The organism is Fulvimarina manganoxydans (assembly GCF_900176465.1).
Lineage (GTDB): Bacteria > Pseudomonadota > Alphaproteobacteria > Rhizobiales > Rhizobiaceae > Fulvimarina > Fulvimarina manganoxydans.
In genome coordinates, this window is record NZ_FWXR01000004.1 from 225,498 (window position 1) to 252,327 (window position 26,830).

At 62.8% G+C, this 26,830-nt stretch carries 31 protein-coding genes and 1 tRNA gene; 28 read left to right on the forward strand and 4 right to left on the reverse strand.

Annotated elements, in window-relative coordinates; all coding sequences use genetic code 11:
• The first annotated feature begins 1 nt into the window (after position 1).
• The 17 genes from rplV (at position 2) to B9A15_RS07265 (ending at position 8,827) form a co-directional block, all read left to right on the forward strand.
• Positions 2-391, forward strand: coding sequence for a 50S ribosomal protein L22 (gene rplV, locus B9A15_RS07185; protein WP_084409357.1), 390 nt, complete (start codon positions 2-4; stop codon positions 389-391).
• Positions 391-1,098 (forward strand): 30S ribosomal protein S3, encoded by a 708-nt coding sequence (gene rpsC / locus B9A15_RS07190; RefSeq protein ID WP_084409358.1) that lies wholly within the window; start codon positions 391-393, stop codon positions 1,096-1,098. The genes rplV and rpsC overlap by 1 nt, the downstream gene beginning before the upstream one ends.
• A gap of 32 nt (positions 1,099-1,130) precedes the next feature.
• Positions 1,131-1,544 carry a 50S ribosomal protein L16 gene (rplP, locus tag B9A15_RS07195; protein WP_084409359.1) on the forward strand — a complete coding sequence of 138 codons (414 nt, stop codon included), beginning with the start codon at positions 1,131-1,133 and terminating at the stop codon, positions 1,542-1,544.
• Between the two features lie 12 nt (positions 1,545-1,556).
• Positions 1,557-1,757 (forward strand): 50S ribosomal protein L29, encoded by a 201-nt coding sequence (gene rpmC, locus B9A15_RS07200; RefSeq protein WP_084409360.1) that lies wholly within the window; start codon positions 1,557-1,559, stop codon positions 1,755-1,757.
• A gap of 8 nt (positions 1,758-1,765) precedes the next feature.
• Entirely contained in the window at positions 1,766-2,014 is a 249-nt protein-coding gene (rpsQ, locus tag B9A15_RS07205; RefSeq protein ID WP_084409361.1) for a 30S ribosomal protein S17, read from the forward strand.
• 62 nt (positions 2,015-2,076) lie between these two features.
• Entirely contained in the window at positions 2,077-2,445 is a 369-nt protein-coding gene (gene rplN, locus B9A15_RS07210) for a 50S ribosomal protein L14 (RefSeq protein ID WP_084409362.1), read from the forward strand.
• A 14-nt stretch (positions 2,446-2,459) separates the two neighbouring features.
• Complete coding sequence (rplX, locus tag B9A15_RS07215; protein ID WP_084409363.1) at positions 2,460-2,774, forward strand: 50S ribosomal protein L24; 315 nt, start codon at positions 2,460-2,462, stop codon at positions 2,772-2,774.
• Complete coding sequence (gene rplE / locus B9A15_RS07220) at positions 2,767-3,330, forward strand: 50S ribosomal protein L5 (protein ID WP_084409364.1); 564 nt, start codon at positions 2,767-2,769, stop codon at positions 3,328-3,330. The genes rplX and rplE overlap by 8 nt, the downstream gene beginning before the upstream one ends.
• A gap of 23 nt (positions 3,331-3,353) precedes the next feature.
• Complete coding sequence (gene rpsN / locus B9A15_RS07225) at positions 3,354-3,659, forward strand: 30S ribosomal protein S14 (RefSeq protein ID WP_084409365.1); 306 nt, start codon at positions 3,354-3,356, stop codon at positions 3,657-3,659.
• Positions 3,660-3,671: 12 nt separating this feature from the next.
• Positions 3,672-4,070, forward strand: a complete 399-nt coding sequence (rpsH, locus tag B9A15_RS07230; RefSeq protein ID WP_084409366.1) for a 30S ribosomal protein S8 — start codon at positions 3,672-3,674, stop codon at positions 4,068-4,070.
• A 46-nt stretch (positions 4,071-4,116) separates the two neighbouring features.
• Positions 4,117-4,650, forward strand: a complete 534-nt coding sequence (gene rplF / locus B9A15_RS07235; RefSeq protein WP_084409367.1) for a 50S ribosomal protein L6 — start codon at positions 4,117-4,119, stop codon at positions 4,648-4,650.
• Between the two features lie 4 nt (positions 4,651-4,654).
• Positions 4,655-5,017 (forward strand): 50S ribosomal protein L18, encoded by a 363-nt coding sequence (rplR, locus tag B9A15_RS07240; protein ID WP_084409368.1) that lies wholly within the window; start codon positions 4,655-4,657, stop codon positions 5,015-5,017.
• Positions 5,018-5,139: 122 nt separating this feature from the next.
• Complete coding sequence (rpsE, locus tag B9A15_RS07245) at positions 5,140-5,715, forward strand: 30S ribosomal protein S5 (protein WP_084409369.1); 576 nt, start codon at positions 5,140-5,142, stop codon at positions 5,713-5,715.
• A 42-nt stretch (positions 5,716-5,757) separates the two neighbouring features.
• On the forward strand, positions 5,758-5,949 hold the full coding sequence (gene rpmD, locus B9A15_RS07250; RefSeq protein WP_084409370.1) for a 50S ribosomal protein L30: 192 nt from the start codon (positions 5,758-5,760) through the stop codon (positions 5,947-5,949).
• Positions 5,950-6,051: 102 nt separating this feature from the next.
• A complete protein-coding gene (gene rplO, locus B9A15_RS07255) occupies positions 6,052-6,507 on the forward strand; it encodes a 50S ribosomal protein L15 (protein ID WP_084409371.1) in 456 nt (151 codons plus the stop codon).
• 332 nt (positions 6,508-6,839) lie between these two features.
• Positions 6,840-8,183, forward strand: a complete 1,344-nt coding sequence (secY, locus tag B9A15_RS07260; protein ID WP_084409372.1) for a preprotein translocase subunit SecY — start codon at positions 6,840-6,842, stop codon at positions 8,181-8,183.
• Positions 8,180-8,827 (forward strand): adenylate kinase, encoded by a 648-nt coding sequence (locus B9A15_RS07265; RefSeq protein ID WP_084409373.1) that lies wholly within the window; start codon positions 8,180-8,182, stop codon positions 8,825-8,827. Before secY ends, B9A15_RS07265 begins: the two co-directional genes overlap by 4 nt.
• 92 nt (positions 8,828-8,919) lie before the next feature.
• Here B9A15_RS07265 and B9A15_RS07270 read toward each other — a convergent pair whose 3' ends face one another.
• Positions 8,920-9,339 carry a diacylglycerol kinase gene (locus B9A15_RS07270; protein ID WP_244556823.1) on the reverse strand — a complete coding sequence of 140 codons (420 nt, stop codon included), beginning with the start codon at positions 9,337-9,339 and terminating at the stop codon, positions 8,920-8,922.
• Positions 9,340-9,582: 243 nt separating this feature from the next.
• On the opposite strand from B9A15_RS07270, the gene cobJ reads away from it, so the two are divergent.
• Both cobJ and cobM read left to right on the forward strand, forming a co-directional pair.
• Positions 9,583-11,418, forward strand: coding sequence for a precorrin-3B C(17)-methyltransferase (cobJ, locus tag B9A15_RS07275; protein ID WP_244556824.1), 1,836 nt, complete (start codon positions 9,583-9,585; stop codon positions 11,416-11,418).
• On the forward strand, positions 11,415-12,191 hold the full coding sequence (gene cobM / locus B9A15_RS07280) for a precorrin-4 C(11)-methyltransferase (protein WP_084409375.1): 777 nt from the start codon (positions 11,415-11,417) through the stop codon (positions 12,189-12,191). Before cobJ ends, cobM begins: the two co-directional genes overlap by 4 nt.
• Here cobM and B9A15_RS07285 read toward each other — a convergent pair whose 3' ends face one another.
• Complete coding sequence (locus tag B9A15_RS07285; RefSeq protein ID WP_170923197.1) at positions 12,192-13,316, reverse strand: cobalt-precorrin-5B (C(1))-methyltransferase; 1,125 nt, start codon at positions 13,314-13,316, stop codon at positions 12,192-12,194.
• Between the two features lie 71 nt (positions 13,317-13,387).
• On the opposite strand from B9A15_RS07285, the gene B9A15_RS07290 reads away from it, so the two are divergent.
• The 4 genes from B9A15_RS07290 to B9A15_RS07305 all read left to right on the forward strand — a co-directional run bounded on the left by B9A15_RS07290 (position 13,388) and on the right by B9A15_RS07305 (position 20,061).
• Entirely contained in the window at positions 13,388-14,689 is a 1,302-nt protein-coding gene (locus tag B9A15_RS07290; protein ID WP_084409377.1) for a cobyrinic acid a,c-diamide synthase CobB, read from the forward strand.
• Entirely contained in the window at positions 14,686-15,708 is a 1,023-nt protein-coding gene (cobD, locus tag B9A15_RS07295) for a threonine-phosphate decarboxylase CobD (RefSeq protein WP_170923198.1), read from the forward strand. The genes B9A15_RS07290 and cobD overlap by 4 nt, the downstream gene beginning before the upstream one ends.
• Before the next feature lie 92 nt (positions 15,709-15,800).
• Positions 15,801-19,571 (forward strand): cobaltochelatase subunit CobN, encoded by a 3,771-nt coding sequence (gene cobN / locus B9A15_RS07300; protein WP_084409378.1) that lies wholly within the window; start codon positions 15,801-15,803, stop codon positions 19,569-19,571.
• Between the two features lie 106 nt (positions 19,572-19,677).
• Positions 19,678-20,061: a response regulator gene (locus B9A15_RS07305; RefSeq protein ID WP_084409379.1), complete on the forward strand. Its 384-nt coding sequence runs from the start codon at positions 19,678-19,680 to the stop codon at positions 20,059-20,061.
• A gap of 532 nt (positions 20,062-20,593) precedes the next feature.
• Here the strand turns inward: B9A15_RS07305 and B9A15_RS07315 are convergent.
• A tRNA-Cys gene (locus B9A15_RS07315) sits at positions 20,594-20,667 on the reverse strand.
• A 175-nt stretch (positions 20,668-20,842) separates the two neighbouring features.
• Between B9A15_RS07315 and B9A15_RS07320 the strand changes: the two genes are divergently transcribed.
• Positions 20,843-21,193: a helix-turn-helix domain-containing protein gene (locus B9A15_RS07320; protein ID WP_244556825.1), complete on the forward strand. Its 351-nt coding sequence runs from the start codon at positions 20,843-20,845 to the stop codon at positions 21,191-21,193.
• Between the two features lie 480 nt (positions 21,194-21,673).
• Here the strand turns inward: B9A15_RS07320 and B9A15_RS07325 are convergent, their stop codons facing one another.
• Entirely contained in the window at positions 21,674-22,663 is a 990-nt protein-coding gene (locus tag B9A15_RS07325; RefSeq protein ID WP_084409382.1) for a LysR family transcriptional regulator, read from the reverse strand.
• 74 nt (positions 22,664-22,737) lie between these two features.
• Here B9A15_RS07325 and B9A15_RS07330 point away from each other — a divergent pair, with 74 nt between their 5' ends.
• The 4 genes from B9A15_RS07330 to B9A15_RS07345 all read left to right on the forward strand — a co-directional run bounded on the left by B9A15_RS07330 (position 22,738) and on the right by B9A15_RS07345 (position 26,705).
• A complete protein-coding gene (locus tag B9A15_RS07330) occupies positions 22,738-23,976 on the forward strand; it encodes a GNAT family N-acetyltransferase (RefSeq protein ID WP_170923199.1) in 1,239 nt (412 codons plus the stop codon).
• Positions 23,973-24,185 (forward strand): hypothetical protein, encoded by a 213-nt coding sequence (locus B9A15_RS07335; protein ID WP_084409384.1) that lies wholly within the window; start codon positions 23,973-23,975, stop codon positions 24,183-24,185. The genes B9A15_RS07330 and B9A15_RS07335 overlap by 4 nt, the downstream gene beginning before the upstream one ends.
• Positions 24,186-24,314: 129 nt before the next feature.
• The gene (locus B9A15_RS07340; protein WP_084409385.1) at positions 24,315-24,968 is read left to right on the forward strand and encodes a protein-L-isoaspartate O-methyltransferase family protein; all 654 of its coding nucleotides are present in this window, start codon (positions 24,315-24,317) and stop codon (positions 24,966-24,968) included.
• Positions 24,969-25,325: 357 nt separating this feature from the next.
• The gene (locus tag B9A15_RS07345) at positions 25,326-26,705 is read left to right on the forward strand and encodes a TolC family outer membrane protein (RefSeq protein ID WP_280173782.1); all 1,380 of its coding nucleotides are present in this window, start codon (positions 25,326-25,328) and stop codon (positions 26,703-26,705) included.
• Positions 26,706-26,830 lie beyond the last annotated feature (125 nt).

Consider the following 26,830-nt stretch of genomic DNA (forward strand, 5'->3'; position numbering starts at 1 on the left):
AATGGGCAAGGCGAAAGCCGAGCGGCAGCTGAAGGACAACGAGGCGAAGGCCGTCGCCCGTACCATCCGCGTCAGCCCGCAGAAACTGAACCTGGTCGCGGCCTTGATTCGCGGCAAGAAGGTCGAGCACGCTCTCGCGGACCTCACCTTCTCTCGCAAGCGCATCTCTGAGACGGTCAAGAAGACCCTCCAGAGCGCGATCGCGAATGCCGAGAACAATCACGACCTCGACGTCGACGCGCTGATCGTGGCTGAGGCTTATGTCGGCAAGTCGATCACCATGAAGCGGTTCCACGCTCGTGGCCGTGGCCGCGCAAGCCGCGTCGAGAAGCCCTTCTCGCATCTGACCATCGTCGTGCGTGAAGTGGCGGAAACCGAGGAGGCCGCCTGATGGGTCAGAAAATCAATCCAACCGGCTTCCGGCTCGGCATCAACCGGACCTGGGATTCCCGCTGGTTCGCTGATGGCAAGGAATATGGCTCGCTGCTTCACGAGGATCTGAAGATCCGCAAGTTCCTGATGCAGGAGCTGAAGCAGGCGGCAGTCTCGAAGATCGTCATCGAGCGTCCTCACAAGAAGTGCCGCATCACGATCCACTCGGCCCGTCCGGGTATCGTCATCGGCAAGAAGGGCGCCGACATCGAGAAGCTTCGCAAGAAGCTCGGCTCGATGACGAATGCGGAGACGCACATCAACATCGTCGAGGTGCGCAAGCCTGAGACCGACGCGACGCTCGTCGCTCAGTCGATTGCCCAGCAGCTCGAGCGCCGCGTCGCGTTCCGTCGTGCCATGAAGCGTGCTGTCCAGTCTGCCATGCGTCTTGGCGCCGAAGGTATCCGCATCAATTGCGGCGGCCGTCTCGGTGGTGCGGAAATCGCCCGCACCGAGTGGTACCGCGAGGGCCGGGTGCCGCTTCACACCCTTCGCGCCGATGTCGACTATGGCACGGCCGAGGCCGTGACCGCCTATGGCATCTGCGGCGTCAAGGTGTGGATCTTCAAGGGCGAGATCCTCGAGCATGATCCGATGGCCGCTGAGCGCCGTCAGGTCGAGGGTGACAGCCATGGCGGTGGCGGACGTCGCCGCGAGCACGCTTAAGCGCCGCTCGAAGTCATTCGGAGTAAGAGAAGATGCTGCAGCCAAAGCGCACGAAGTACCGTAAGGCGTTCAAGGGACGCATTCACGGTAACGCCAAGGGCGGAACGGCGCTGAACTTCGGCGCCTACGGCCTGAAGGCGGTCGACCCGGAGCGGGTCACCGCCCGTCAGATCGAGGCGGCCCGCCGCGCGATCACTCGCTACATGAAGCGTCAAGGACGCGTATGGATCCGGATCTTCCCGGACCTGCCGGTCACCTCGAAGCCGACCGAAGTCCGCATGGGTAAGGGCAAGGGCTCCGTCGATTACTGGGCAGCGCGCGTCCATCCGGGCCGCGTCATGTTCGAGATCGACGGCGTCGACGAGACGGTCGCCCGCGAGGCGCTGCGTCTCGGCGCCGCCAAGCTGCCCGTCCGTACGCGCTTCATTCAGCGCATCGCCGAGTAAGGAGAGTTTGACGTGAAAGCTTCCGACGTCAGAACCATGACCCAGGACGAACTCACCGACGAGCTCGCCAAGCTGAAGAAGGAGCAGTTCAACCTGCGCTTCCAGCGTGCCACGGGTCAGCTTGAGAACACAGCCCGCGTTCGTCAGGTCCGCCGCGATATCGCCCGGATCAAGACCATTTCCGCTCAAAAGGCGGCCGAGGCCAAGGCCTGAGGATTGACATGCCGAAACGTATTCTGCAGGGAACAGTCGTCTCCGACAAGAACGACAAGACCGTGGTCGTGCTCGTAGAGCGTCGCTTCACGCACCCGCTGTTCAAGAAGACCGTGCGCCGGTCCAAAAAGTACAAGGCGCACGACGAAAACAATCAGTTCAAGGTCGGCGATCGGGTTGCGATTCAGGAATCGGCTCCGATCTCCAAGGACAAGAACTGGGTCGTCGTCGCAAACGACGCGGCCGCAGCCAGTTGAATTTTTCCGGGAGTGGCGCCCGCCATGGGCGTTCCCGGCAGTAGCTTTGAAGGCGACCTGACATGATTCAGATGCAAACAAACCTGGACGTGGCCGACAATTCCGGCGCCCGTCGCGTGATGTGCATCAAGGTTCTTGGCGGTTCGAAGCGCAAATATGCCTCCGTCGGCGACATCATCGTCGTGTCGGTCAAGGAGGCTATCCCGCGCGGACGCGTCAAGAAAGGCGACGTGATGAAAGCCGTCGTCGTTCGTACGGCCAAGGACATCCGCCGCAATGACGGCTCGGTGATCCGGTTCGATTCGAACGCCGCCGTCCTCATCGACAACAAGAAAGAGCCGATCGGTACCCGCATCTTCGGACCGGTTCCCCGCGAGTTGCGCGGTAAGAACCACATGAAGATCGTATCGCTCGCGCCCGAAGTTCTTTAAGAGGAGAGCGGACGATGCAGAAGATCCGCAAGGGCGACACCGTCGTCGTGCTCGCCGGCAAGGACAAGGGCCGGTCGGGCGAAGTCATCCAGATGATGCCGAAGGACAACAAAGCCCTCGTGCGTGGCGTAAACATGGTGAAGCGTCACCAGCGCCAGACCGCGTCGGCCGAAGCCGGCATCATCAACAAGGAAGCGCCGATCCATCTGTCGAATCTCGCGGTCGCTGACCCGAAGGACGGCAAGGCGACCCGTATCGGCATCAAGGTTCTCGAAGACGGCACCAAGGTCCGTGTCGCCAAGCGTTCGGGAGAAGAGATCAATGGCTGAGGCCGCCACCGCCTACGAGCCGCGCCTCAAGCGCGTCTATCGCGAGGAGATCATCAAGTCCCTGCAGGACCAGTTCTCCTATACGAACCCCATGCAGGTCCCCCGTCTCGACAAGGTCGTCGTGAATATGGGCGTCGGCGAAGCGACGGGTGACTCCAAGAAGCCCAGCGTCGCTGCCGAGGAACTCGGTCGCATCACCGGTCAGCGGCCGGTCGTGACTCGGGCCACCAAGTCGATCGCCGGCTTCAAGGTCCGCGAAGGCATGCCGATCGGTGCGAAGGTCACTCTTCGCCGCGAGCGCATGTATGAGTTCGTCGACCGGCTGGTCCAGATCGCTCTGCCGCGCGTGCGCGACTTCCGCGGTCTGAACCCCAAGAGCTTCGATGGCCGCGGCAATTTCGCCATGGGCATCAAGGAGCACATCGTTTTCCCCGAGATCAACTACGACAAGGTCGATCAGATGTGGGGAATGGACATCATCGTCTGTACGACGGCGCAGACCGACGAGGAAGCCCGCGCACTTCTGAAGGCGCTCAACTTCCCCTTCCGTCAGTAACGGCAGGCGAGAAAGGATAAGACATGGCCAAGAAGGGCAAGATCGAGCAGAACAAGCATCGGCGCGAATTGGTGGATAAATACGCCGCCAAGCGTGCCGCGCTGAAGGCGATTACCAAGAACGCCGATGCTCCGATGGAAGAGCGCTTCCGCGCTCAGCTGGCGCTCGCCGACCTGCCGCGCAACGGCTCGAAGGTGCGTCTGCGTAATCGCTGCGAAGTAACGGGCCGTCCGCGCGCCTATTACCGCAAGCTCAAGATGAGCCGTATCGCGCTCCGGGAACTTGGCAATAACGGCCAGATCCCCGGTCTCGTGAAGTCGAGCTGGTAAGGAGAAGACGAAATGCAGTTGTCTGATCCACTCGGCGATATGCTGACCCGTATCCGCAACGCCCTGATGCGCAACAAGTCGAGCGTGTCCACGCCGGCTTCCAAGCTGCGCGCGCGCGTTCTGGACGTCCTCAAGGAAGAGGGCTACATCCGCGGCTACACGCAGACCGACTTCGGAAACGGCAAAGCCGAGTTCGAAATCGAGCTGAAGTATTACGAGGGTACCCCGGTCATTCGCGAGATCGCTCGCGTGTCGAAGCCGGGTCGTCGGGTCTACGTTTCGGCGAAGACCATTCCCCAGGTCGCGAACGGCCTCGGCATCACCGTGCTTTCCACCCCCAAGGGTGTGATGGCCGATCATGCCGCCCGTGAGCAGAACGTCGGCGGTGAGGTTCTCTGCAAGGTCTTCTAAGACCTTTGCATGAAACGTCACAGAGCAAACGGACTAAGGTTTCCAAATGTCTCGTATTGGTAAGAAGCCGGTCGCCGTGCCCGAAGGCGTGACTGCCACGGTCGAAGGGCAGACGGTCAAGGCCAAGGGACCGAAGGGCGAGCTCGCCTTCGTCGTCAATGACGAGGTCCTAGTGAAGATGGAAGACGGGTCGATCAAGGTCGACCCGCGCGATCAGTCGAAAGAGGCGCGCTCCAAATGGGGCATGTCGCGGACGATGATCTTGAACATTCTCGACGGTGTGAAGACCGGGTTCGAGAAGAAGCTCGAGATCAACGGTGTTGGCTATCGCGCAGCTATGCAGGGCAAGAACCTGCAGCTGTCGCTAGGCTTCTCCCATGAAGTCGTCTATCAGACGCCCGAAGGTATCCAGATCCAGGTGCCCAAGCCGACGGAGATCGTCGTCTCGGGTATCGACAAGCAGCGTGTCGGTCAGGTCGCGGCGGAAATCCGCGAGTATCGTCCGCCGGAGCCCTATAAGGGCAAGGGCGTGAAATACGCGGCCGAGAAGATCGTTCGCAAGGAAGGCAAGAAGAAGTAAGGCCATGGCTAGCACGAAGGATTCTCTGCGCCGCCGGGCTTCGCGCATTCGTCGGTCGATCAAGAAGGTCGCCAACGGACGTCCGCGCCTGTCCGTGCATCGCTCGTCGAAGAACATCTACGCCCAGATCATCGACGACGCGGCAGGCCGTACCTTGGCCGCCGCCTCGACTCTCGATCCGTCGCTGCGGACCGAGCTGAAGACCGGCGCCGATGTCGCCGCAGCCTCCGCCGTTGGCAAGCTCGTGGCCGAGCGTGCCAAGGAAGCGGGTGTGGTCGATGTTGTCTTCGATCGTGGCGCTTTCATCTATCACGGCCGCGTCAAGGCGCTGGCTGATGCCGCCCGCGAGGGTGGCCTGAACTTCTAAGCTCGTCAGGGCTTCGAAGTCACCGGCGCTGGCCTCCAGCGCCGGTTTAGCCGTTCCGGGCAGGGCCATTGCGCCGGGCCGGAACTCACTGGACGCCTCCGGAAAAGAACAAGGACTAGGATATGGCGCCTCGTAATGACCGTAATGATCGCAGGGACGATCACGACGACGGTTTCGTCGATAAGCTCGTTCACATCAATCGCGTCGCCAAAGTGGTCAAGGGTGGCCGTCGCTTCGGCTTCGCCGCTCTCGTCGTCGTCGGCGATCTGAAGGGTCGCGTCGGCTTCGGCCACGGCAAGGCCCGTGAGGTGCCAGAGGCGATCCGCAAGGCTACAGAAGCCGCTAAGCGCGACCTCATCTTCGTCCCGCTGCGCGATGCTCGCACGCTGCATCACGACGTCTCCGGCCGTCACGGCGCCGGCAAGGTTCTTCTGCGCGCGGCGGAAGCCGGTACTGGTATCATCGCCGGTGGCCCGATGCGCGCGGTCTTCGAGGCCGTTGGCATGCATGACGTCGTCGCGAAGTCTCTCGGCTCGTCGAACCCGTACAACATGGTTCGCGCCACCTTCGACGCGCTGAAGCAGGCGACGCATCCGAAGGACGTTGCAGCCAAGCGCGGCATTAAGTACTCGACGCTTCAGGCTCGACGCCACGACGGCGCGAGCGCCCAGCCGTCCGAGGAAGCCGTCGAGGCCTGATGGCCTCGATCGCTCCCGTCAGGTTGAAGGAAGGACACTTCGATGGCCGATAAGAACACCGTTACCGTCGAGCAGATCGGCAGCCCTCTGCGCCGCGCCGCCGACCAGCGCCAGACCCTTGTCGGTCTTGGGCTCAATAAGATGAACCGCCGCCGGACGCTGGAAGATACGCCCGCGATTCGTGGCATGATCGCCAAGGTTTCTCACCTCGTTCGCGTGGTAGAGAATGCCTGATCGCGCGTCGGCGGATCATCTGCCGGCGACCGTCATCATTCGTTTGGGCTTCGGGCGATCGCATTAAAGTGCTGAGCGCCGGAGCCTTGTGGAGATTTGGACATGAAACTCAACGAGCTTTCTGACAAGGAAGGCGCCACCCATTCGCGCAAGCGGCTTGGTCGTGGCATCGGCTCGGGCTCCGGCAAGACCGGTGGCCGGGGCGTGAAGGGCCAGAAGTCGCGTTCGGGCGTTGCGATCAACGCGTTCGAAGGCGGTCAGATGCCTCTGTTCCGTCGCCTGCCAAAGCGCGGCTTCGTCAACATCTTCGCCAAGACCTTCAATGTGATCTCGCTTGGCCGCATCCAGCAGGCAATCGACGCCGGTCGTCTGGACGCCTCGAATGAGATCAACATCGGCACGCTGGTGGCCTCAGGCCTTCTGCGCCGCCCGAAGGACGGCGTTCGCGTTCTCGGCGATGGCGAGCTGACCTCTGCGGTCAAGCTGAATGTCGCGGGTGCTTCGAAGTCGGCCGTCGAGAAGATCGAAAAGGCCGGCGGTTCGATCACCACCGCCTGAGGTTGAATGCGGGCGTTGCGCCGATCTGGCGTCGGCGCCGGTTTCTCATCGAACCCCGTCCCGCTCCGACCTGGCGCGGGGCGGGGTTTTTGTTTGGAGGAAGGGGCGCGAGTCAGCGCTTCCCCTGCTAATGGCTCTCGCGATCCGGCGTCATGCGCCTTATTCGCCGAGGCCGCCTCGCTCCGACGCATGAGACGTCTCGCTTTGCTTGCTTCGCGGGCGCGAGCCGCTTATGTGTCGGGCACTCGGAAAGGGCCATCCCCGTCCGGGGTGTTCGGCGCGCGATCTCGCGCCACCACGGGCATGCGGGACAATCCGGAGATTTCCACGATATGGCATCCGCCGCGGAACAACTTGCCGCCAATCTCAACTTTGCCGCCTTTGGTAAAGCCGAGGATCTGAAGAAGCGCATCTGGTTCACCCTGGGCGCTCTCCTCGTCTATCGCCTGGGCACCTACATTCCGATGCCGGGCATCAATCCCGACGCGCTGGCGCAGGCTTTCCAGCAGCAGTCGACCGGCATTCTCGGGCTCTTCAACATGTTTTCCGGCGGTGCCGTCGGACGCATGGCGATCTTCGCCCTCGGAATCATGCCCTACATCTCGGCCTCGATCATCATTCAGCTGATGACGTCGGTGATTCCCTCGCTGGAGACACTGAAGAAGGAAGGCGAGCAGGGCCGGAAGGTCATTAACCAATATACGCGCTACGGAACGGTGCTCCTGGCGATGGTTCAGGCCTATGGCATTGCTGTCGGTCTGGAGACCCAAAGCGGCATCGTCGTTGATCCAGGCTGGTTCTTCCGCATATCGGCCGTGATCACGCTGGTCGGCGGCACGATGTTCCTGATGTGGCTCGGTGAGCAGATCACCTCGCGCGGCATCGGCAACGGAATCTCGCTGATCATCTTCGCCGGTATCGTCGCCAACCTGCCGGCGGCACTCGCCAATCTTCTGGAACTCGGCCGCACCGGCGCGCTGTCGACCGGGATCATCCTGTTGGTCATCGTCCTCGCCGTTGTGACGATCGCGCTGATCGTCTTCTTCGAGCGTGCGCAGCGCCGGCTTCTGATTCAGTATCCGAAGCGCCAGGTCGGTAACCGGATGTTCCAGGGCGACACCTCGCATCTGCCGCTGAAGCTGAACACGGCTGGCGTGATTCCGCCGATCTTCGCGTCCTCGCTTCTGCTTCTGCCGATCACCATCGCGAATTTCTCGAACACCGAGAATCTTCCCGAATGGGCGACGGCGGTGATTGCGGCGCTCGGCCATGGTCAGCCGCTCTATATGCTGTTCTATGCGAGCTTGATCGGCTTCTTTGCGTTCTTTTACACGGCTGTCGTTTTCAATCCGAAGGACACGGCCGACAATCTGAAGAAGCATGGCGGCTTCATTCCGGGAATTCGTCCGGGCGAGCGCACGGCCGAATATATCGACTATGTTCTGACCCGCATCACGGTGGTCGGCGCAATCTATCTGATCCTGGTCTGTCTATTGCCCGAATTTCTCATTTCGGCGGCAGGCGTGCCGTTCTATCTGGGCGGTACGTCGCTGTTGATCGTGGTGAGTGTGACGATGGATACGGTCGCTCAGGTTCAAGGGCACCTCCTGGCGCACCAATATGAAGGCCTCATCAAGAAAGCGAAGCTCAGAGGGGGTAAACGGGGAGCCAGATGAGACTGATTTTGTTGGGACCGCCAGGCGCGGGTAAGGGGACTCAGGCTCAGCGCCTCATCGAGAAACACGGCATTCCGCAGCTTTCCACCGGTGACATGCTGCGGGCGGCCGTCGCCGAAGGGACGGAAGTCGGCAAACGCGCGAAGGCGGTCATGGACGCGGGCGATCTCGTTTCGGACGAGATCGTGAACCAAATCGTCTCGGAGCGGATCGACCAGGCCGATTGCGAGAATGGGTTCATCCTCGATGGCTATCCTCGGACATTGAACCAGGCCGATTCGGTCGAGGCGATGCTCGCGGCCAAGGGACTGAAGCTCGACCGTGTAATCGAGATGCGCGTCGATGACGACGTGCTGGTTCGCCGTGTTGCGGGACGTTTTTCCTGCGCCAATTGCGGAACGGTCTATCACGACGAGGATAAGCGCCCGAAAGCCGAAGGTGTCTGCGATACCTGTGGGTCGACGGAGTTCAAGCGCCGCCCGGACGACAACGCCGATACGATGCGCACGCGCCTGCGCAACTATTACAAGGATACGTCGCCGCTCGTCGGCTATTATCACTGCAAGGGCACGCTGCGGACGGTCGACGGCATGAAGCCGATCGACGAAGTCACGCAAAGCATCGAGGCCGTCATCAAAGGCTGACGCTAAGCGCCAAAGTCAGACTTCTGGCATCGTCAATGAAGCCGTCGCATCTCCCGGGTGCGGCGGCTTTTTGTTTGGAATGCCAACGGGAATCAGAAAGCGAGGAACGCGGCGACGAGGAAATAGAGACCGTTGGCGCACAGGATGAAAAAGACGGCAGCGGAACCGAGATCCTTGGTCTCCTTGGCGAAAATCGAGATTTCCGGCGACAGGCGGTCGACGACATGCTCGATCGCCGTGTTGAGCGCCTCTGTCGCGAACAGGACGAAGAGAAGAATCAGCTGGCCGAGAATTGCCAAAGGTGCCGTGCCGAACAGAACGTGAAGCGCCAGCGCGAGGCCACCGCCGACGAGTTCATGTCGAAACGCCGTCTGTCGCCACAAAACAGCGAGACCGCCGGCCGAATAGCCCGTCGCGGCGAAGAGATGGTCGAAGCCGTGCTTCTTCGGCAATGGCTCAGCCCCCAGTTCCCCGGCCGTTGGCGCCCGCACTTCGTCCCGTCCTGGTTCCACGGCCTTGCTACTCCCTGCCGAAAGCCGAATCTCGGCCTTTCGCAACCCGTTTCATGCCCCTTGTTGTAGGGTCAGGGCCTATCGTTGGGCTTTGGTCGGAACAAGGCGAAAGGCCGCAGGCGTTCCCATCGAGCTTTCGCGGTTTCCAACAGGTCGGACCTGCTTTATCGCGGCGCATGAGCGTGATGGAGTGAAGGCGGAGCCGTGAGATATCAGCACCGGGCGAGACAGGATCAGGATAGGGTGGCCATCCTCATCCTGTCCGACAGATCATATTCTCTCGCCAAGACGATCGCCGGCGAGATCGACGGCGAGATCCATGGCGCTTCGGCGCGTTGCCGCGCCGCTGATGTTCTTTTTGCGAGCGTCGCCGACCATCTTCGTGCCTTGTTCAACCAAGGCCGGCCGATCGTTGCGGTCATGGCGGCTGGCGCCGCGATTCGCATCCTTGCGCCGGTTCTGTCTGACAAACGAAGCGAGCCGCCGGTCGTCGTGATGTCCGAAAACGGTGCGAGCGTCGTTCCGATTCTCGGCGGTCACCACGGAGGCAACGATCTCGCGCGCCGCATCGGCGATATCACCAAGGGTCATGTTGCGATCACGACGGCGGGCGATACCGCCTTCGGCATCGCATTGGACGAGCCGCCGCAGGGCTACCGCCTGGAGAATACAGAGGAGGCGAAGAGCGTGATGGCTGCGCTCCTGTCGGGCGAGCCAGTTGCGGTCGAGGGTGATGCCGCCTTCCTGAAGGCCGGCCGGTTCGAGCACGACGAGGGGGCCAGTCATCGACTGACCATATCTGCCGAGGCCAGGGAGCCCCGAAGCGGTGAACTCCTCTACCGCCCGCAGACATTCTTTCTCGGCCTAGGCGCCGAGCGCGGTGCGCCCCCGGAAGAAGCTCTGGCTCTCGCTGAGGCCGTTCTTTCCGAGGCGAGGGTCAGTCCGCTATCGCTCGCTGCCGTAGCGTCTCTCGACATGAAGGCCGACGAAGCGGCGATCCATGCGGTGGCCGAGCGTTACGGCGTCCCGGCGCGTTTCTTCGCGGCCGACGCGCTGGAGGCCGAGGCCTCGCGTCTCGAAAATCCGTCCGAAATCGTCTTTGCGGAAGTCGGTTGCCATGGCGTTGCCGAAGGCGCCGCGCTTGCCTCGGTGGGGGCGGAGGGAAGGCTGCGCGTTGCGAAGCGCAAATCCCACCGCGTGACGGCCGCCCTGGCCGAGGCGCCCCGCCCGATCGTCCCCCGCAGCGTGGGTCGCAGCCGGGGGCGTCTTTTCGTCGTCGGCATCGGTCCGGGCCAGGGGGATTGGCGCTCGCCCGAGGCCAGCCGGATGATCGCGGAGGCGAGCGATCTTGTCGGTTATTCGCTCTATCTCGACCTTCTCGGCCCCCTCGCCAAAGGCAAGACGCGCCATGATTTCGATCTCGGCCGCGAGGAAGCGCGCGTGCGCCACGCGATGGAACTTGCTGGAGAGGGCCGCGACGTCGCGCTCGTCTGTTCGGGCGATGCGGGCATTTATGCCATGGCGACGCTCGTCTTCGAGTTGCTGGATCGGGGGGACCTGTCGGACGGCGCGCGGCGGATTGCGATCGAGGTCGCGCCCGGCATATCCGCGCTTCAGGCCGCTGCCGCGCGGACGGGCGCGCCGCTTGGCCACGATTTCTGTACGATCTCGCTGTCCGACCTGCTGACGCCCTGGGAGGATATCCAGCGCCGGGTAAATGCCGCTGCGGAGGGCGATTTCGTTATCGCCTTTTACAATCCCGTCTCGCGACGCCGACGCACGCAGCTGGCTTATGCCCGCGACGAACTTCTGAAATGGCGTCCGGCGGAGACGCCGGTGATCCTCGCAACCAATCTCGGCCGCGAATCGGAGCATATCAGGATCGTCCCGCTGGCGGAGCTTCAGGTGGACGATGTGGACATGCTGACCGTCGTCATCGTCGGCTCCTCCAACAGCCGGGTTGTTCGAACCGGCGATGGCCGCGAATGGGCCTATACGCCGCGCGGTTATGCGCGAAAGTCCGGCAGCGGCATCTCCGCGAGCGAGCCGCGCGACGAAAAGGCATTGGAGACAGAATGACCGTCCATTTCATCGGCGCCGGTCCTGGCGCGCCGGATCTCATCACCGTGCGCGGCCTGAGGCTGATCGAGGCGTGTCCCGTCTGCCTCTATGCTGGCTCGCTCGTGCCCGAAGAGGTGGTCAAAGCGGCGCCGGAAGGCGCGCGCGTCGTCGACACCGCGCCTTTGACACTCGATCAGATCATCGGCGAGATCGTCGATGCCCATGAAAAGGGTCTCTCCGTCGCGCGGGTCCATTCGGGCGACCCGTCCCTTTATGGGGCGACGGCCGAACAGATGCGCCGGCTGGATGCGCTGGAAATTCCCTACGACGTGACACCGGGCGTGCCGGCCTTCGCGGCCGCCGCCGCCGCCCTCAAGACGGAGCTGACGGTCCCCAAGATTTGCCAAAGCGTCGTCCTGACGCGCACGGCCATGAAATCGTCGTCCATGCCGGAGGGTGAGGAGCTGTCGACGCTCGGCCAGAGCGGCGCGACGCTTGCCATTCATCTGTCGATCCGCAACATTCCCCATATTCAGCGCGAATTGACGCCGCTCGCAGCTTACGGGCCCGACTGCCCGGCAATCGTCGCCTATCGCGTCGGCTGGCCGGACGAAGCGTTCATTCGCGGTACTTTGTCGGACATTCATCAAAAGGTTCGAGCGGCCAAGCTGACACGCACAGCGCTGATTTTCGTGGGCCGGGCCCTAGGGGCGAAAGACTTTATCGACTCCAAGCTCTATGATGCCGATCACGTTCATATCCTGCGGCCCAAACGGGGGCAGACGGCATGATCATTCGGCTCGGGCTATGATCCTACCGCCGCGATCGGTGACGACGACGTCGATCGCGACCGGCGCCCCGCGAAGAAGCGCGCTCGCTTGGATTTGGGCCTCGGTGGCGACAGGGGCGGCCAGATCGATGCCGGCCGCCTGGCAAAGATCGAGAGCCTCTTTGCCGGTGTTCGCCGCTTCGATCCGGGCCATGACTGCGTGATCGCCGCCCGCCCGATGAGCCAAAGCGCTCAGAAAGCGCAGGTCCACCTGGCTGCGGCCGGAATGGAGATCCATCGCCCCTTGTGCGAGCTTCGTCATCTTGGCAAAGCCGCCAGCGATGGTCAGACGATCGACCGGATGGGTTCTCAGATATTTAACGAGCCCGCCGACGAAATCGCCCATGTCGATGAAGGAAAGGTCCGGCAGATGGGGCAGAAGGCGACGCGCCGCCGTCTCGCTGGCCGAGCCGGTGGGGCCGACGAGATGGGTGACGCCGGCTGCGCGGGCGACATCGACGCCGCGATGGATCGCATGGATCCAGGAGGCGCAGGAAAAGGGATGGACGATCCCGGTCGTGCCGAGGATCGAGAGGCCACCCACGATGCCGAGGCGTGGGTTCCACGTCTTCTCGGCCAGCCGGGCGCCATCGACGACACCGATCGTCACGGCGAAATCCGCCGCGATGCCGTGTTCCCCCGCAAGCGCCTCCACCACCTCGCGAATCATCTGACGGGGCACCGGATTGATCGCCGGCTCGCCCGGCGGGATCGGCAGGCCATCGCGCGTGACCATGCCGACGCCTTCGCCGGCATGAAAGCTGAGGCCCGCACCCGCCTTGCCAGACCGAACCATGGCGACGATTTCGGCCAGATGGGTGACATCCGGATCGTCGCCGGCATCCTTGATGATCGAGGCCATGGCTCCGCCGTCATTGAGCGTCTGGCGGCACAGGGCGAAGGCAGGCGTTTCACCGCGTGGGAGGCGGATCGAGACAGGATCGGGAAAACGACCAGTCAGAAGGGCCGTCAGCGCCGCCCTGGTGGCGGCCGTCGCGCAGGCGCCCGTCGTCCAGCCGCGCCTGAGGCCGGACGCGTCTTGGTCCCCGCGGCGGTTCGTGTCGATGCGGTCCTGTCCCTTGCTCATGGGCGCTTGATAGCGCATGCGGCCTGTCTCGGGGATAGGGCAACGCAGGCAAAGGCCGCCAGGAGAGCATCGTGACCGGACTTCTCGTCGCAGCCCCGTCTTCGGGCGCCGGAAAGACGACGGTGACGCTCGCTCTGATCGCCGCGCTCGTCCGGCGAGGCTTTAAAGTCGCCTCCGCCAAGTCGGGGCCTGACTATATCGACCCGGCCTTTCATCGTGCTGCCGGCGCTCGATCGAGCGTCAATCTCGATCCATGGGCCATGCGGTCCGACTTCATCGAAAGCCTTGCCGGCGAGGCGGCGCTTGACGCCGATCTCTTCGTCGTCGAGGCGATGATGGGTCTTTTCGACGGCGCGGCCGATGGCACAGGCTCGGCGGCTGATCTGGCTCAGATGCTGGAACTGCGCGTTGTCCTCGTCGTCGATTGCGCCAAGCAGAGCCATTCGGTCGCCGCGCTCGTCTCCGGCTTTGCTGGCTTTCGTCCCGGCCTGTCGCTTGCGGGCCTCATTCTCAATCGCGTCGGCTCGGACCGCCACGAAACGCTTCTGCGCGAGGCACTCCGGCCGCTCGGCATTCCAGTTCTCGCGGCTTTGAGGCGAAGCGGCGATCTGGCCTTGCCCGAGCGCCATTTGGGGCTGGTCCAGGCTCAAGAGCATCGAAACCTCGAGGCCTTTGTCGATCGTGCTGCCAATTGGGTGGAGCAGGACGCGGATATGGCTGCGATCGCCGAATTCGCTCGCCGCCACGAAACTCGCACGGCGAAGCCGGTCGCGACCCTGCCGCCGCTCGGCCAGCATATCGCCATCGCAAGCGACGAGGCCTTCGCCTTCGCTTATCCCCATCTTCTTGAAGGCTGGCGGCGGCAGGGCGCTCAGCTCTCGACCTTCTCGCCGCTCGAAAATGAGGCGCCAGACGAGAGCGCCGACGCGGTCTATCTACCGGGCGGCTATCCCGAACTTCACGGCGGGCGCCTTGCGGCGGCCTCCGACTTTCGCGCCGGCATGCTGCGCGCCGCGGATCGGGGCGCGGCGATCCATGGCGAATGCGGAGGCTATATGACCCTGGCCGAGGGGCTGATCGATGCGGGCGGCGAGCGTCACGCCATGCTTGGCCTTTTACCGCTCGAGACAAGCTTTGCCGAGCGCAAGCTGCATCTCGGCTATCGCCGCATTCGGCCTGTCGCCGATGGCCTCTTTCCGGGCGCGATGACAGCGCATGAATTTCATTATGCGACAATCGTCAAGGAAGGTGCGGCGGAACGCCTCTTCGTTGCGGAGGATGCGCGGGGCGAGCCTATGGGGCCGCAGGGTTTGAGACGTGGCCGGGTCTTTGGCTCTTTCATGCATCTGATCGACCGGGCAGACGATCGATGACGCAGACACATGATTTAGTCTTGCGGCATGGCGGCGCGCTCGATGCGGCGATCGCGCGGTTTGGCGGCGTGAGAGCGGACTGGCTCGACCTCTCGACAGGGATCAATCCCTTGCCGCCGTCATTGCCGCCTGTGCCGGCGGATGCCTGGACCCGGCTGCCAGAGCGCGCGGCCGAGGATCGGCTGATCGCCGCCGCGCGATCAGCCTATGGCGCCGGCAAGGAAGCCGCCATCGTGGCTGGGCCGGGAAGCCAGGCGCTCATCTCGAACCTGCCCTTCTGCCTCCCGCCCTCCAAGATTGCGATCCTTTCGCCGACTTATTCGGAGCATGGCCTCGCTTTCGCAGCGGCAGGCCATGACGTCCTCCGAATCTCGCCTCTGGACGCACTGCCGGGCGACGCAGCCACTGTCGTCGTCGTCAATCCGAACAATCCCGATGGTCGGCATATCGCACCGGCGGATTTGCTGAGTCTTGCAGAGCGTTTGGCGGGCCGTGGAGGGCTTCTTGTCGTAGATGAAGCCTTCGTCGATGCCGAGCCGCATTGGAGCCTTGCGGCGTCTGCCGGGATGCCGGGCCTCCTGATCCATCGCTCCTTCGGCAAGGTCTATGGGCTCGCAGGCCTGCGGCTCGGCTTTGCCTTGACGACTTGCGAGCTTGCCGGCCGACTGTCCGAGCGGCTGGGGCCCTGGGCCGTTTCAGGGCCGGCTTTGGCGATTGGGACAGCCATTCTCGAAGATGGCGGACTTCGAAAGCGTCTTTCCAGGCAATTGAACGCCAATGCGGATCGCCTGAAGAGCCTTCTGCAAACGGCCGGGCTCGAAATTGTGGGGCGAACCGCCCTGTTCGTCACGATCCGGCATGCCAATGCCTATCGCCTCCACGAAGCGCTCTGCGGGCACCATATCCTCACACGGCCCTTCGATCATTCGCCGGACTGGTTACGTTTCGGTCTCCCCGGTGCCGCCGCAGAGTGGGATCGCCTGGAAGAGGCCTTGGCGAAGATCCTTCGGCTCGGGTGACGCAAGCGTGCCGGCGGACGCGGTTGCGCCCCGTCGCTTGAGGGTCGATAAGGCCCGCCTGCCAAAGCATCGACCGAAGGACGCCGAGCCGCATGCATCTCCTCCTTGCGCAAAAGGGCACGATCGACGATGGCGGTGAGGCAATCGATCTCGGCCAGAGCCCGGCCGATCTCGTCGTGCTCTCGGCCGCCGATACGGAGATCGCCGGCCTCTCGGCCGCAGCCCATCGGCTCGGTGAGGAGGCGCCGAGCCTGCGTCTCGCCAATCTTCTGCGCCTGAAACATCCGATGTCGGTCGACACCTATGTCGAGCGGACCCTTCGCCATGCGCGCCTCGTCGTCGTCCGACTTCTCGGTGGCCGGGCCTATTGGCCTTATGGGCTCGATGCGCTGCTGGCCTCGGCGCAAGCGAACGGCACCAAGCTTTGCGTCCTGCCGGGCGACGACAAGCCGGATCCCGGGCTCGACCCCTATCAGATGGTCGATCCGGCGGATCGCGATCGCCTTTGGCACTATCTTGTCGAGGGTGGGCCGGAGAATGCGGCACGCTTCCTTCTCGCCTGCCGAGCGCTCTTGGGAAGCGGCGAGGCGCCCGCCGGAGCCGAGCCTTTGCCCAAGGCGGGGGCGCTGGAGTTCGCTATTGGCGGCGACAACGGCAAAGCTCAGGCGTCGGCCGATCCTCGGCCCCATGTGGCCATCGTCTTCTATCGCGCCCTTATCCAAAGTGGCCAGACCGCGGCGATCGAGACGCTTTGCGCCGCCATGCGCGACAAGGGGCTGGACGTCTCGGCCCATTATGTCGCGAGCCTCAAGGACGAGGCCTCGATCGCCCATTTGCGACGCGCTTTCACCGATCACTCGCCGGACGTCGTCGTCAATCTAACCGGATTCGCGGTCTCTTCGCCGGGCGGGACACGCCGGCCGACAATTCTGGAAGAGCGTGGAGCCGTCGTTCTCCAGGCTGTCCTTGCCAGCGGCGCCGAGGAGGCTTGGCTCGCGTCGTCGCAAGGCCTGTCGGCGCGCGATCTCGATATGAGCGTCGCTTTACCGGAGATCGATGGCCGTGTTCTTTCGAGGGCGGTCGCCTTCAAGAGCGCAGCTGCTTGGGACGATCTCACCGAGACCGATATCGTCGCCCATCGGCCGCGCCAGGATCGCGTGGATTTCGTCGCAGCCCTTGCTGCGCGCTGGGCCCGGCTTCGGCGAAAGCCCAATCGCGACAAGCGGATCGCCATCCTGCTGGCCAACTATCCGAACCGCGACGGGCGGCTCGGCAATGGTGTCGGGCTCGACACGCCCGCTGGAACCATCGAAGTGCTGCGGGCAATGGCGGCTGCAGGCTATGGCGTCGGCCCACTGCCGGCGGATGGCAACGCGCTGATCGAGCATCTGATGGAAGGCCCGACCAATGCCGGGACGGCCATGCGGACGATCCGCGAAACGCTGACGCTCGAAGACTATCGGCGCTTCTTCTCAGCTTTTCCCGAGACAGTTCGACAGGCCATCGAAGAACGTTGGGGCGATCCGGCTGAGGACCCGTTCGTCATCGATCAGGATGGCCGCTCGGTGTTTGCCCTGCCGCTCGCTCGCTTCGGCGAAACGCTTGTCGGCATCCAGCCAGCGCGCGGCTATAATATCGATCCCAAGGAGACCTATCACTCCCCCGATCTCGTGCCGCCGCATAATTACGTCGCGCTCTACGCCTTTCTGCGCGAGGCGGCGGATGTGGACGCCATCATTCATATGGGCAAGCACGGCAATCTCGAATGGCTGCCGGGCAAGGCGTTGGCGTTGAGCGAGACCTGTTTTCCCGAAGCGTTGATGGGGCCGATGCCGCATCTCTACCCCTTTATAGTCAATGATCCGGGCGAGGGGACGCAGGCCAAGCGCCGGACGAGCGCGGTGATCGTCGATCATCTGACCCCACCGCTGACCCGCGCCGAAACCTATGGCGACCTGAAGGACCTCGAAGCGCTGGTGGACGAGTATTACGAGGCTTCCGGCAGTGATCCCCGTCGTTTGGCGCTTCTGAAGCCGCGCATTCTCGATCTCGTCCGCGACATCGGTCTCGACATTGATGCCGGCATAGGCACCGACGAGGCTGAAGACACGGCGCTTGAAAAACTCGACGCCTATCTTTGCGATCTGAAGGAAATGCAGATCCGCGACGGGCTGCACATTTTCGGCCGCGCGCCGGAAGGGCGGCTTCTGACCGACCTGACCGTCGCCCTGTCCCGGCTGAAACGCGGCGAGGCGCCGGGCGAGGGCTCGCTGCATCGAGCGATCGCGGACGACCTCTTGAATGACGATCGCGCCGAACCTGGCGACGGCGCAACCAGCTCCGAGCGTTTTGACCCGCTCGATTGCGACATGGCGGCTCCCTGGCGGGGAAGGTGTCCACAGGCGCTTGCGGATCTGTCCACCGAGCCCTGGCGCAGCCAAGGCGACACGGTCGAGCGGATCGAACTCCTGGCTTCGCGGCTCGTGGCCGGCGAGGCGAAGCCGGAAGGCATGGCACGAACGACCGTGGTTCTCCACGATATCCACAGCTGCCTTCAGCCGAAAGTCAGAGCCTGTGGAGAGGCAGAGATTGCCGGGCTGATGGCGGGGTTGTCGGGACGCTTCGTCGAGCCAGGGCCGTCCGGCGCGCCGACCCGGGGGCGGCCGGATGTTCTGCCGACAGGCCGCAATTTCTTTTCCGTCGATACGCGCACCGTCCCGACAGAGGCGGCCTATGAGCTCGGCAAAGCGTCGGCGGAGCTTCTCGTCACGCGCCATCTTCAGGACCATGGCGACTGGCCGAAGGCGATCGGCGTCACCGCCTGGGGCACGTCGAATATGCGAACCGGCGGCGACGATATCGCCCAGGCTCTTGCGCTGATCGGCGCGGCACCGGAGTGGGACCGGGCCTCGCGGCGCGTCACCGGCTTTCGGGTGCTGACGCTGGCCGAGCTCGGTCGCCCTCGGGTCGACGTGACCTTGCGAATTTCGGGCTTCTTCCGCGACGCCTTTCCCGATCAGATCGCCCTTTTCGATCGCGCTGTCAGGACGATCGCGGCGCTTGACGAGGAGGAGACGGACAACCCGATCGCCTCACGGGTCAACGCCGAGATGAAGGAGCAGATCACCGCCGGCATGAATTCCAAGGATGCGGAACAGCGGGCCGGGGCGCGGGTCTATGGCTCGAAACCCGGCGCCTACGGAGCGGGCCTTCAAGCGCTGATCGACGAGAAGGGCTGGACCGAGCGCTCCGATCTCGCCGAAAGCTATCTGACCTGGGGCGCCTATGCCTATGGGGCGGGGGAGGATGGAACGCCCGACCGCGCCGGCTTCGAAGCGCGTCTTGCCCGCATCGAGGCCGTCGTCCAAAACCAGGACAATCGCGAACATGATCTCCTGGACTCGGACGACTACTACCAGTTCGAGGGCGGCATGACCGCGGCGGCCGAATGGCTCTCCGGGCACCGACCGAGCGTCTATCACAACGACCATTCGCGCCCCGAACGCCCGGTCGTGCGCTCGCTCGAGGAGGAGATCGGCCGCGTGGTCCGCGCCCGTGTCGTCAATCCGAAATGGATCGCCGGCGTCATGCGCCACGGCTATAAGGGCGCCTTCGAGATCGCCGCGACGGTCGACTATCTCTTTGCCTTTTCCGCCACGACCGGTGCGGTGAAGAATCACCATTTCGACGCGGTCTATCGCGCCTTCGTGCTCGATGACGCAGTGCGCCGCTTCATGGAAGAGAACAATCCGAACGCCTTTGCCGAGATGGCCGATCGGCTCGCCGAGGCGATCGAGCGGGGGCTCTGGACGCCTAAGAGCAATTCGGCGGCAAGCCGGCTCGCCGAAGCGCGTCGGACCTGAGGGCGGCCTGACATTCGTTTCGTCCTGACCAAACGGCACTTTTTATCCGGGATCGTTGGAACAATCTTTTGCCAGCCAACTTTCGCAACAAAGGAGGCTGGCGCCCATGTCCATGTCCGTCGTCATCGTGGAAGACGAAGCTCTGATTGCCCTCGATCTCGAAGGCATCGTCGAAGATGCGGGGTTCACGGTGGCCGGCATCGCGATCGACATGGCGGAAGCGCTCTCGATCGTCGCGGCAGCAAAGGTCGATGTGGCAATCGTCGATCTGAGACTGGCCAAAGGCTGCAGCGGGCTCGAAACGGCTCGTCATCTCCGCATGCACCATGGGGTGGCGACACTTTTCGTCAGCGGCAGCATGAGCGAGGATCTCGTGAGACAGGCGTTGTCCCTCGCGCCGGTCGGCTTCGTCGAGAAGCCCTTCACACCCACTCAAATCCGGCAACCGCTTGACGCGGCCCATTATCTCAAGCGGCACATCGCCCTGTAAGATCCATGTCCTGGGTTATGACTGGTGGCACGAAGATCAGCCGGGGTGGCGCTTGAAGGTTGCAGCGGCCCGATGTGGCGGTATTCTGGGTCGATGATATAAGTCGGGGCCCGCTCGCCCCGGCCGCTGCGATATCGGATCGGCCGAGAGGTGCTTCCCTATAGCGCGGACAGGGAAAATCGATGCGCCACATCATCATCCTGTATGATTAGACGCATTGACGTGGGGGCCGAAGACGTGCCGATATCGGCCCATGTATCTCGACGAAAAGAATGAATGGTCGCGGCCCGGACCCCAGAAGGGCCCTCGACCGCTTTCTCCCCGCGAGGCGAGGGTTCTGCTACGGCTCGTCGCGGTCCTCACGCTCGCCCTGTTCGTGGCGCCGATTGGCGGAGCGACGATCATCGACGGATTGATCGCGCTTGTTGGAGGGTGAACCTTGCACAATCTTGCGACGAGTCGCCGTTAAGTCTCGGCAGACGATGAGCTTGCGCAGACCAATGGGAAAGTGACGGGCTATCAGAGTAGGAATTGGAGGCCTCGGCCGGAATCGAACCGGCGTGCAAGGATTTGCAGTCCTCTGCGTAACCACTCCGCCACGAGGCCCCTTGATGCGGGTACGTACTGAGTTCGTTGGCCTTTCGCAAGGGGCTCGGAGCCTCGCATGTCGATTTCGCGACAAAGGCGTCGATCAGGCGAGAATCTCACTGATCTCAAGTCCGTGTTGCAATACGGGCCGGTTTGGCTGAAAAGCGATCGGCAATGGGTCGCCGAACGGAGGTTGACGTTGTTCGATCCTATCGATGTGCATGTTGGGGCACGGGTGAAGCTTCGGCGCAAACGTCTGGGAATGAGCCAGGAGCGCCTGGGTGCGACATTGAATGTCACCTTTCAGCAGATCCAGAAATATGAGCGGGGCGCGAATCGAATCGGCGCGAGCAATCTTTATAAGATCAGCTGCGCGCTCGGTGTCTCTCCCGCCTTTTTCTTCGAAGGTATCGATCCGGACATGCTGCCGGTCTCATCGCCGAAGCCGCCTGTGTCAGAGGCCAACCCGACGGCGATCGGGGATCGAAAGGTTCGCCAGGCCGTCGAGGATCTGATCCAAGTCCTGGTCGAGCGAACCAGTTGAAGAGACCTCTGGTGAGAAAGCCCGAGCCGGTTTTTTTCGTCCAGTCGATGGACCGATGAAGGGCGGGCGGCTTACTCGGCGCACTTCATGTTCGCGATGGGGTTCAGGTATTTTATCACGAGTAAATAAGAGCCGAACCTAGACACGTCGACTTCCCCCCCATGGGAAGACGCGCCTCCCTCCGTCACGCACAGGAAGCGATGAGGGGTTAGCCGCAGCCTCGATGACGGAGATGCCGAACGGTGACAGGCGGATATCGCTTAAGCTTTCCCCCTTATCCCCTTCGGTCGCGAGCCTTTCCAGATCAGAGACATTCCCGAATGTGTGACTGTCGCAGGCATGCAGCCCGAGCATGACGAGTGCGACGAAAGCGAACGCCTGACGGCGGAACACCCGCTATACGCCGCTCGAAGAGACCCTCATGCGCCCTCGATCGGCAATCCGCTCTAAGCTCTCATTTCGTGGCTCTTCACCTTTCAATCAGACGATCAGGCCCGCCGGGACGACGCCGAAATCCTTTGGGTCGACGAAATCTTCCCGAAACCAGGGGTAAAGCTGCGGATCGAAGGCCTTGGTGATGGCCTGGATCAGGCGTCTCACCCGGCCGAGACGCGCGACCTCGGGATGATAGACGAGCCAGATTTCCCGGCGCATCTGAAAATCCGTGCGGACGGGGACGAGTTCATCGGTAAGGGCGGAGGCATAAGTCGGGATGACGCCGAAGCCGGCATCGTTTGTCATCGCCAAGACCTGCGCCGTCGCGGTGTTCACGATGGTTGAGACGTAATTGAGCTCGGGAACGGTTCGGATGAGCTCCTTCAGGGCTTGGCTCGGAATCTGCTCAGCCACGTGATGAATGAAGGAGAAGCGTGGCATGTCGGCGAACTGGGTTGGCTGGCCGTTTTCCTCGATATAGCGGCGGGACCCGTAAACCATCAGATGAAGATGACCGAGCCGCTTGACGATCAAGCTTTCGTCTCGCGGGCGCTGCAGTTGCACCGCGACATCGCATTCGAGCCGTGAAAGATCGGGCACGCGCATGTCGTGCCGTACATCGAGTCGAATCTGCTTGTTGGCGCGCTGGAAGGCGACGAGATGCGGCATCAACCAGAAGGCACCCAAACCCTCGGTCACCGCAAGCCGGACGAGCCCTGAGCCCGAATGGCCATGGCGTTGGGAGAGATAGGCAAGCGCCGCCGACTGCTCGCTCATTTCGACGGCGATGTCATAGACGCTTCGGCCCTCCTGGGTCAGTTCGACACCTTTGGCGGTCCGGGTAAACAGGACGACGTCCATCTGCGCCTCGAAATTGGCGATCCGCTTGCGCAGCGTGGTCGTCGTCATGTTCAGCGCCCGCGCTGCAGCCTTCAAACTTCCGATCTCGGCGACCTTGGCGAAGACGCGCACATCGTCCCAGTTGAAGTTCATGGCCGCGGGGGAGCGGTGTAATTCCTGGACCAGGCTAGGCATTATTTGAGTCTCCCTCGGAGCGGTCGCACCCGGCAGTATACATGCAAATTTAAATGCAATCGATGGGTGTGATCATGACTCACAGCTTGCAGACGTCGTCGACACATTGCCCCAAAGCGCCGCGCCATCTGGAATATATGGAGCTCCAAAAGGTTGGCCGAGGCATCGTCTCGCGTGCCCCGACCGAGGATCGGCTGCGGCAGTTGGTTGCCCGGGCCGCGATGGATGTGCCGGGTATCGCCGAGGCGGAAAAAGTCATCGAGATCTATCGGCACAATCCCGATACGATCATGGAAATCGTTCGTTCGAACGGTTCGGGAGAGGCGGAGACCGGCATCATTGCGCTCCTGCCTTTGAACGAAGACGGCGATCGCGCTCTCTTCACCGGCGAACTTGATACGGTCGCGCCCGACTGCCGATTCGTTTGTCACCAGAGTCAGCGTGCCGTCTCCGTCTATGTTTGGGGCATCTGGGTGACGCCACGTCTCGCCGGCGGCATCGCTCATCTCATGGAACGGCTGTCCTCGAACAAGTATCGATCCGCGACGCTTTATTGCAAGGCCGCTAATGAGAAGGCCCTCAAATTCTTCGAAACACTTGGCTTTACACAAGGCGCCTACAAATTCGGCCATTCGGTTCCCGAACTCCTCCGTTACGAACGACGGTATGGCACCGAGGATCTTGCAGCGGCGGCGCCTGAGGAAGCGCCATCGAAATCCTATGACAGCTACGATCCGGCGAACGCGGCGGGAACCAGATCGATCGGCATCAAGGTGGTCCATTCCCTCGACGAGCTGCTTCAGGTTTTTGCCATTCGAAGCGCGACCTATCTCGGCGAGCAGGGCGTTCCTTATAGCGAGGACATGGACGGCAACGATTTCTCGGGCACGCATCTCATTGGCTATGTCGGGACGGAGCCGGCCGCTTGTCTGCGCCTGCGCTATTTCTCGGACTTCGTGAAAGTTGAGCGGCTCGCGGTCCTGCCGAAATTCCGCAACTCGCGGATCGCCTTTCGAATTGTTCGCGCTGGTATCGATTTCGCCCGCGAGAAGGGCTACCATCGCTTCTATGGGCAGGCCGAGGCCTCGATCTACCCGCTGTGGCAACGTTTCGGCTTCAAGGCACGGCCGGGCGATGGCGTCTCCTACATGACGGGCCGGCGCTATCTCGAAGGCGATCTCGAGGTGGACCGCCCAAACGATTACATCTCCACCGATGCGGGCGCTTACGTCCTGCTGCGGCCCGAGGGTCGCTGGCATGAGGCAGGAGAATTCGAAAAATCACAAAACGCCTTCGGAGATCGCGCAGCATGAAGTCGCCCTTTTTCATCCCCGGCCCGCCGGAATCGGTCGATCGGGCGGAGATCAGCCAGCTGATCCGGCTTCTTGATTATATCAGCGACGATGTCTCGACGGTCAGCCGTGCGGCGGGTTTCGCGCTCCATCTCGCCAAGGAGGAGCTGATCTTTGTCATGACGGCCGATCGGGCGGATGCACAGCCGCCTTCACGCTCGCCGCAATAAGGGCTGGCTGAGGCTGTCTCGGCCTCTGCGGCCTTGTTGCGGTAACGCTGGTGCTTGCGCGTATTCCGAGCCGCGACTAAGGAAGCGGACGTGGCTCAGCGGCTTATGTGACGAGACAGGATGGCAGCGATGGACTTCGAAACGGCCCGGACCCGGCTGGTCGACAACCAGATCCGAACCACGGATGTAACGTCCCATTCGATCCTCCGGGCTTTCCTGACCGTGCCGCGCGAAGAGTTCGTGCCGGCCTCCCGCCGTCCGCTCGCCTATATCGACGAGGATCTGCCGATCGGAAACGGCCGTTTCCTGATGGAGGCTTCGCCCTTCGCCAAGCTTCTCCAGCTCGCCTCGATCACACCTGAAGACGTGGTTCTCGATGTCGGCTGCGGTACCGGCTATGGCGCGGCTGTCCTCTCCCATCTCGCCAGCTCGGTCGTCGCGCTGGAGGAGGACGAGAGCCTTGCCGAGACCGCCAACGACACGCTGACGCGGCTCGATTATGTCAGCTGCACCGTCGTGACGGGCCCGCTCAACAAGGGCTACGAAACCGAAGCGCCTTATGACGTCATCCTGTTCGAGGGGGCGATCGAGGTTCTTCCCGAGACGTTCCTGGAGCAGCTGCGGCCGGGCGGGCGCCTCGTCGCGGTGATCGGACGCGGCCTTGCGGCCGAAGCGCGCATCTATATCAAGGATCACGAGGGGATCGTTTCCGATCGCTTCGGGTTCAATTGCGCGATCAAGCCCCTGCCGGGCTTCCAGAAGAAAGCCGAATTCGTCTTCTGACTTCCAAACGCCGCGCGTCCTCCTGACAGTCGGGACTCGTCCGGGGTCGGTGCTTGTGCCGACGCGGCGAATGATTGCGCGTTGCCGGAACCGGGCGACGGGTGCGAATCGCGTTGCAAAATTGCGCCTGTTCCCCAGCAAAGGCGCGTTGTCACGAAGTCTCGGCTTGATTCCGAACCTCTCTGGCTGGTCAATGCAGCAAGCGCTGCGACCGCTCATGTCGCGCGACGCATTGCCAATGCCTTTCGTTCAGGGCCGGGTGTCGGGATCATTCCCGTGAGTGTTGGCTCTGAACAGCCTGGAGTTAAGCCTTTGCCCAGATCGAATTGGTTCCGAGCCTTGCTGGCGGCGAGTTCGTTGCTGGCCTTTTCGCTCCCCTCCCATGCCGAGACCTTGGCCAGCGCTCTCGCAAAGGCCTATCAGTACAATCAGGATCTGAACGCCTCGCGTGCCCAGCTCCGCGCCACCGACGAAAACGTCACCCAGGCCCGTGCGGGCCTGCGTCCTCGACTGAGCGCCACGAGCTCGGCCTCCGCGACCCGGTCCCAGACGACCTTCGGCGACGACATCAGCACCCAGGACGCGCGCCAGATGTCGATCGGCGGCGGCATCCAGCTTGATCAAACCCTCTTCGACGGTTTTCAGACACCGAACAACGTTTCGGCCGCCGAGGCTCAGGTCCGCGCGAGCCAATTCAACCTCGCCAATACCGAGCAGAATATTCTCTCCGACGCCGCGACGGCCTATATGAACGTCTTGCGCGATCGGCAGATCGCGGCGCTCCGCCGCCAGAATCTTTCCTTCCTTCAGGAGCAGGTCCGCTCGGCCCGGGCGCGGTTCGAAGTGGGTGAGGGCACCCGCACCGATGTTAGCCAGGCAGAAGCCGAGCAGGCTTTGGCGACGGCGCTTCTGAACAGCGCGCTGTCCCAGGTCGCAGCGAGCGAGGCGACCTATTTCAACGTGATCGGCGACGCGCCCGAGAATCTTCAGCCTGGGAAGTTGCCGGCTTCGTTGCCCAATTCCGTTGCGCAGGCCTATGACGTCTCCCAGCGCGAGCATCCGGCCATTCTGGCGACGCTGGCCTCCGTCGATGCCGCATCGTTCCAGGTGAAGGTCGCCGAAGGCGCACTCTTGCCGACCGTGAGCCTGCAGGGGCGGGTGAATGATACCTATTCCTTGAATGACAGTGATGGCGGCAATCTGCCGGGTGTCAGGGATAGTGGGCCTCAGGTCACAACGCAGAATCAGGTCTCGGCGACCGTCGGGGCGCAGATCTCGATTCCGATCTATCAGGGCGGTGCTGCCACCTCACGCATTCGCCAGCAAAAGGAAGTGTTGGGTCAGCGGCGCATTGAGGTGGATGGAACGCGCGATCAGGTCCGCGCCGCGGTCGCGACCGCCTGGGCTCAGCTGAAGGCTGCTCGTGCGAATATTCAGGGCTATACGGCGCAGGTGCGCGCCGCCCAGCTTGCCTTGAACGGCGTCATCGAGGAGCGCAATGTCGGGCAGCGCACGACCCTCGATGTGCTCGATGCGCAGGGCGACGTCATCACCGCGCAGATTCTCCTCGTCGGATCGCAGCGCGATGAGGTCGTGGCGGGCTATGCCTTGCTTTCGGCCATGGGGCGCCTCAGTGGGGGACGCCTTGCATTGGCAGGTCCGACCTACAATCCGAATGACCATTATATTGAGGTCGAAGACAAGTGGTACGGCCTGCGGACGCCGGACGGGCGCTGAGCATCGCTTGAGTCGCCGATCGTTCGGGCGGCGTTTTTTCGTCGCAGGCCTGTCGGGCAGAAAGCGGTCCGATCCGGTGCCATCCGTTAAGGGCGCCCATTCAGGTTCCTAGGCCCGAGCCAATT

Excerpts from the sequence above, each read along its gene's own strand:
- rplV (WP_084409357.1), top strand. The coding sequence starts at position 2 with ATGGGCAAGGCGAAAGCCGAGCGGCAGCTGAAGGACAACGAGGCGAAG.
- rpsC (WP_084409358.1), top strand. The coding sequence starts at position 391 with ATGGGTCAGAAAATCAATCCAACCGGCTTCCGGCTCGGCATCAACCGG.
- rplP (WP_084409359.1), top strand. The coding sequence starts at position 1,131 with ATGCTGCAGCCAAAGCGCACGAAGTACCGTAAGGCGTTCAAGGGACGC.
- rpsQ (WP_084409361.1), top strand. The coding sequence starts at position 1,766 with ATGCCGAAACGTATTCTGCAGGGAACAGTCGTCTCCGACAAGAACGAC.
- rplN (WP_084409362.1), top strand. The coding sequence starts at position 2,077 with ATGATTCAGATGCAAACAAACCTGGACGTGGCCGACAATTCCGGCGCC.
- rplX (WP_084409363.1), top strand. The coding sequence starts at position 2,460 with ATGCAGAAGATCCGCAAGGGCGACACCGTCGTCGTGCTCGCCGGCAAG.
- rplE (WP_084409364.1), top strand. The coding sequence starts at position 2,767 with ATGGCTGAGGCCGCCACCGCCTACGAGCCGCGCCTCAAGCGCGTCTAT.
- rpsN (WP_084409365.1), top strand. The coding sequence starts at position 3,354 with ATGGCCAAGAAGGGCAAGATCGAGCAGAACAAGCATCGGCGCGAATTG.
- rpsH (WP_084409366.1), top strand. The coding sequence starts at position 3,672 with ATGCAGTTGTCTGATCCACTCGGCGATATGCTGACCCGTATCCGCAAC.
- rplF (WP_084409367.1), top strand. The coding sequence starts at position 4,117 with ATGTCTCGTATTGGTAAGAAGCCGGTCGCCGTGCCCGAAGGCGTGACT.
- rplR (WP_084409368.1), top strand. The coding sequence starts at position 4,655 with ATGGCTAGCACGAAGGATTCTCTGCGCCGCCGGGCTTCGCGCATTCGT.
- rpsE (WP_084409369.1), top strand. The coding sequence starts at position 5,140 with ATGGCGCCTCGTAATGACCGTAATGATCGCAGGGACGATCACGACGAC.
- rpmD (WP_084409370.1), top strand. The coding sequence starts at position 5,758 with ATGGCCGATAAGAACACCGTTACCGTCGAGCAGATCGGCAGCCCTCTG.
- rplO (WP_084409371.1), top strand. The coding sequence starts at position 6,052 with ATGAAACTCAACGAGCTTTCTGACAAGGAAGGCGCCACCCATTCGCGC.
- secY (WP_084409372.1), top strand. The coding sequence starts at position 6,840 with ATGGCATCCGCCGCGGAACAACTTGCCGCCAATCTCAACTTTGCCGCC.
- B9A15_RS07265 (WP_084409373.1), top strand. The coding sequence starts at position 8,180 with ATGAGACTGATTTTGTTGGGACCGCCAGGCGCGGGTAAGGGGACTCAG.
- cobM (WP_084409375.1), top strand. The coding sequence starts at position 11,415 with ATGACCGTCCATTTCATCGGCGCCGGTCCTGGCGCGCCGGATCTCATC.
- B9A15_RS07285 (WP_170923197.1), bottom strand. The coding sequence starts at position 13,316 with ATGAGCAAGGGACAGGACCGCATCGACACGAACCGCCGCGGGGACCAA.
- cobD (WP_170923198.1), top strand. The coding sequence starts at position 14,686 with ATGACGCAGACACATGATTTAGTCTTGCGGCATGGCGGCGCGCTCGAT.
- cobN (WP_084409378.1), top strand. The coding sequence starts at position 15,801 with ATGCATCTCCTCCTTGCGCAAAAGGGCACGATCGACGATGGCGGTGAG.
- B9A15_RS07305 (WP_084409379.1), top strand. The coding sequence starts at position 19,678 with ATGTCCATGTCCGTCGTCATCGTGGAAGACGAAGCTCTGATTGCCCTC.
- B9A15_RS07325 (WP_084409382.1), bottom strand. The coding sequence starts at position 22,663 with ATGCCTAGCCTGGTCCAGGAATTACACCGCTCCCCCGCGGCCATGAAC.
- B9A15_RS07330 (WP_170923199.1), top strand. The coding sequence starts at position 22,738 with ATGACTCACAGCTTGCAGACGTCGTCGACACATTGCCCCAAAGCGCCG.
- B9A15_RS07335 (WP_084409384.1), top strand. The coding sequence starts at position 23,973 with ATGAAGTCGCCCTTTTTCATCCCCGGCCCGCCGGAATCGGTCGATCGG.
- B9A15_RS07340 (WP_084409385.1), top strand. The coding sequence starts at position 24,315 with ATGGACTTCGAAACGGCCCGGACCCGGCTGGTCGACAACCAGATCCGA.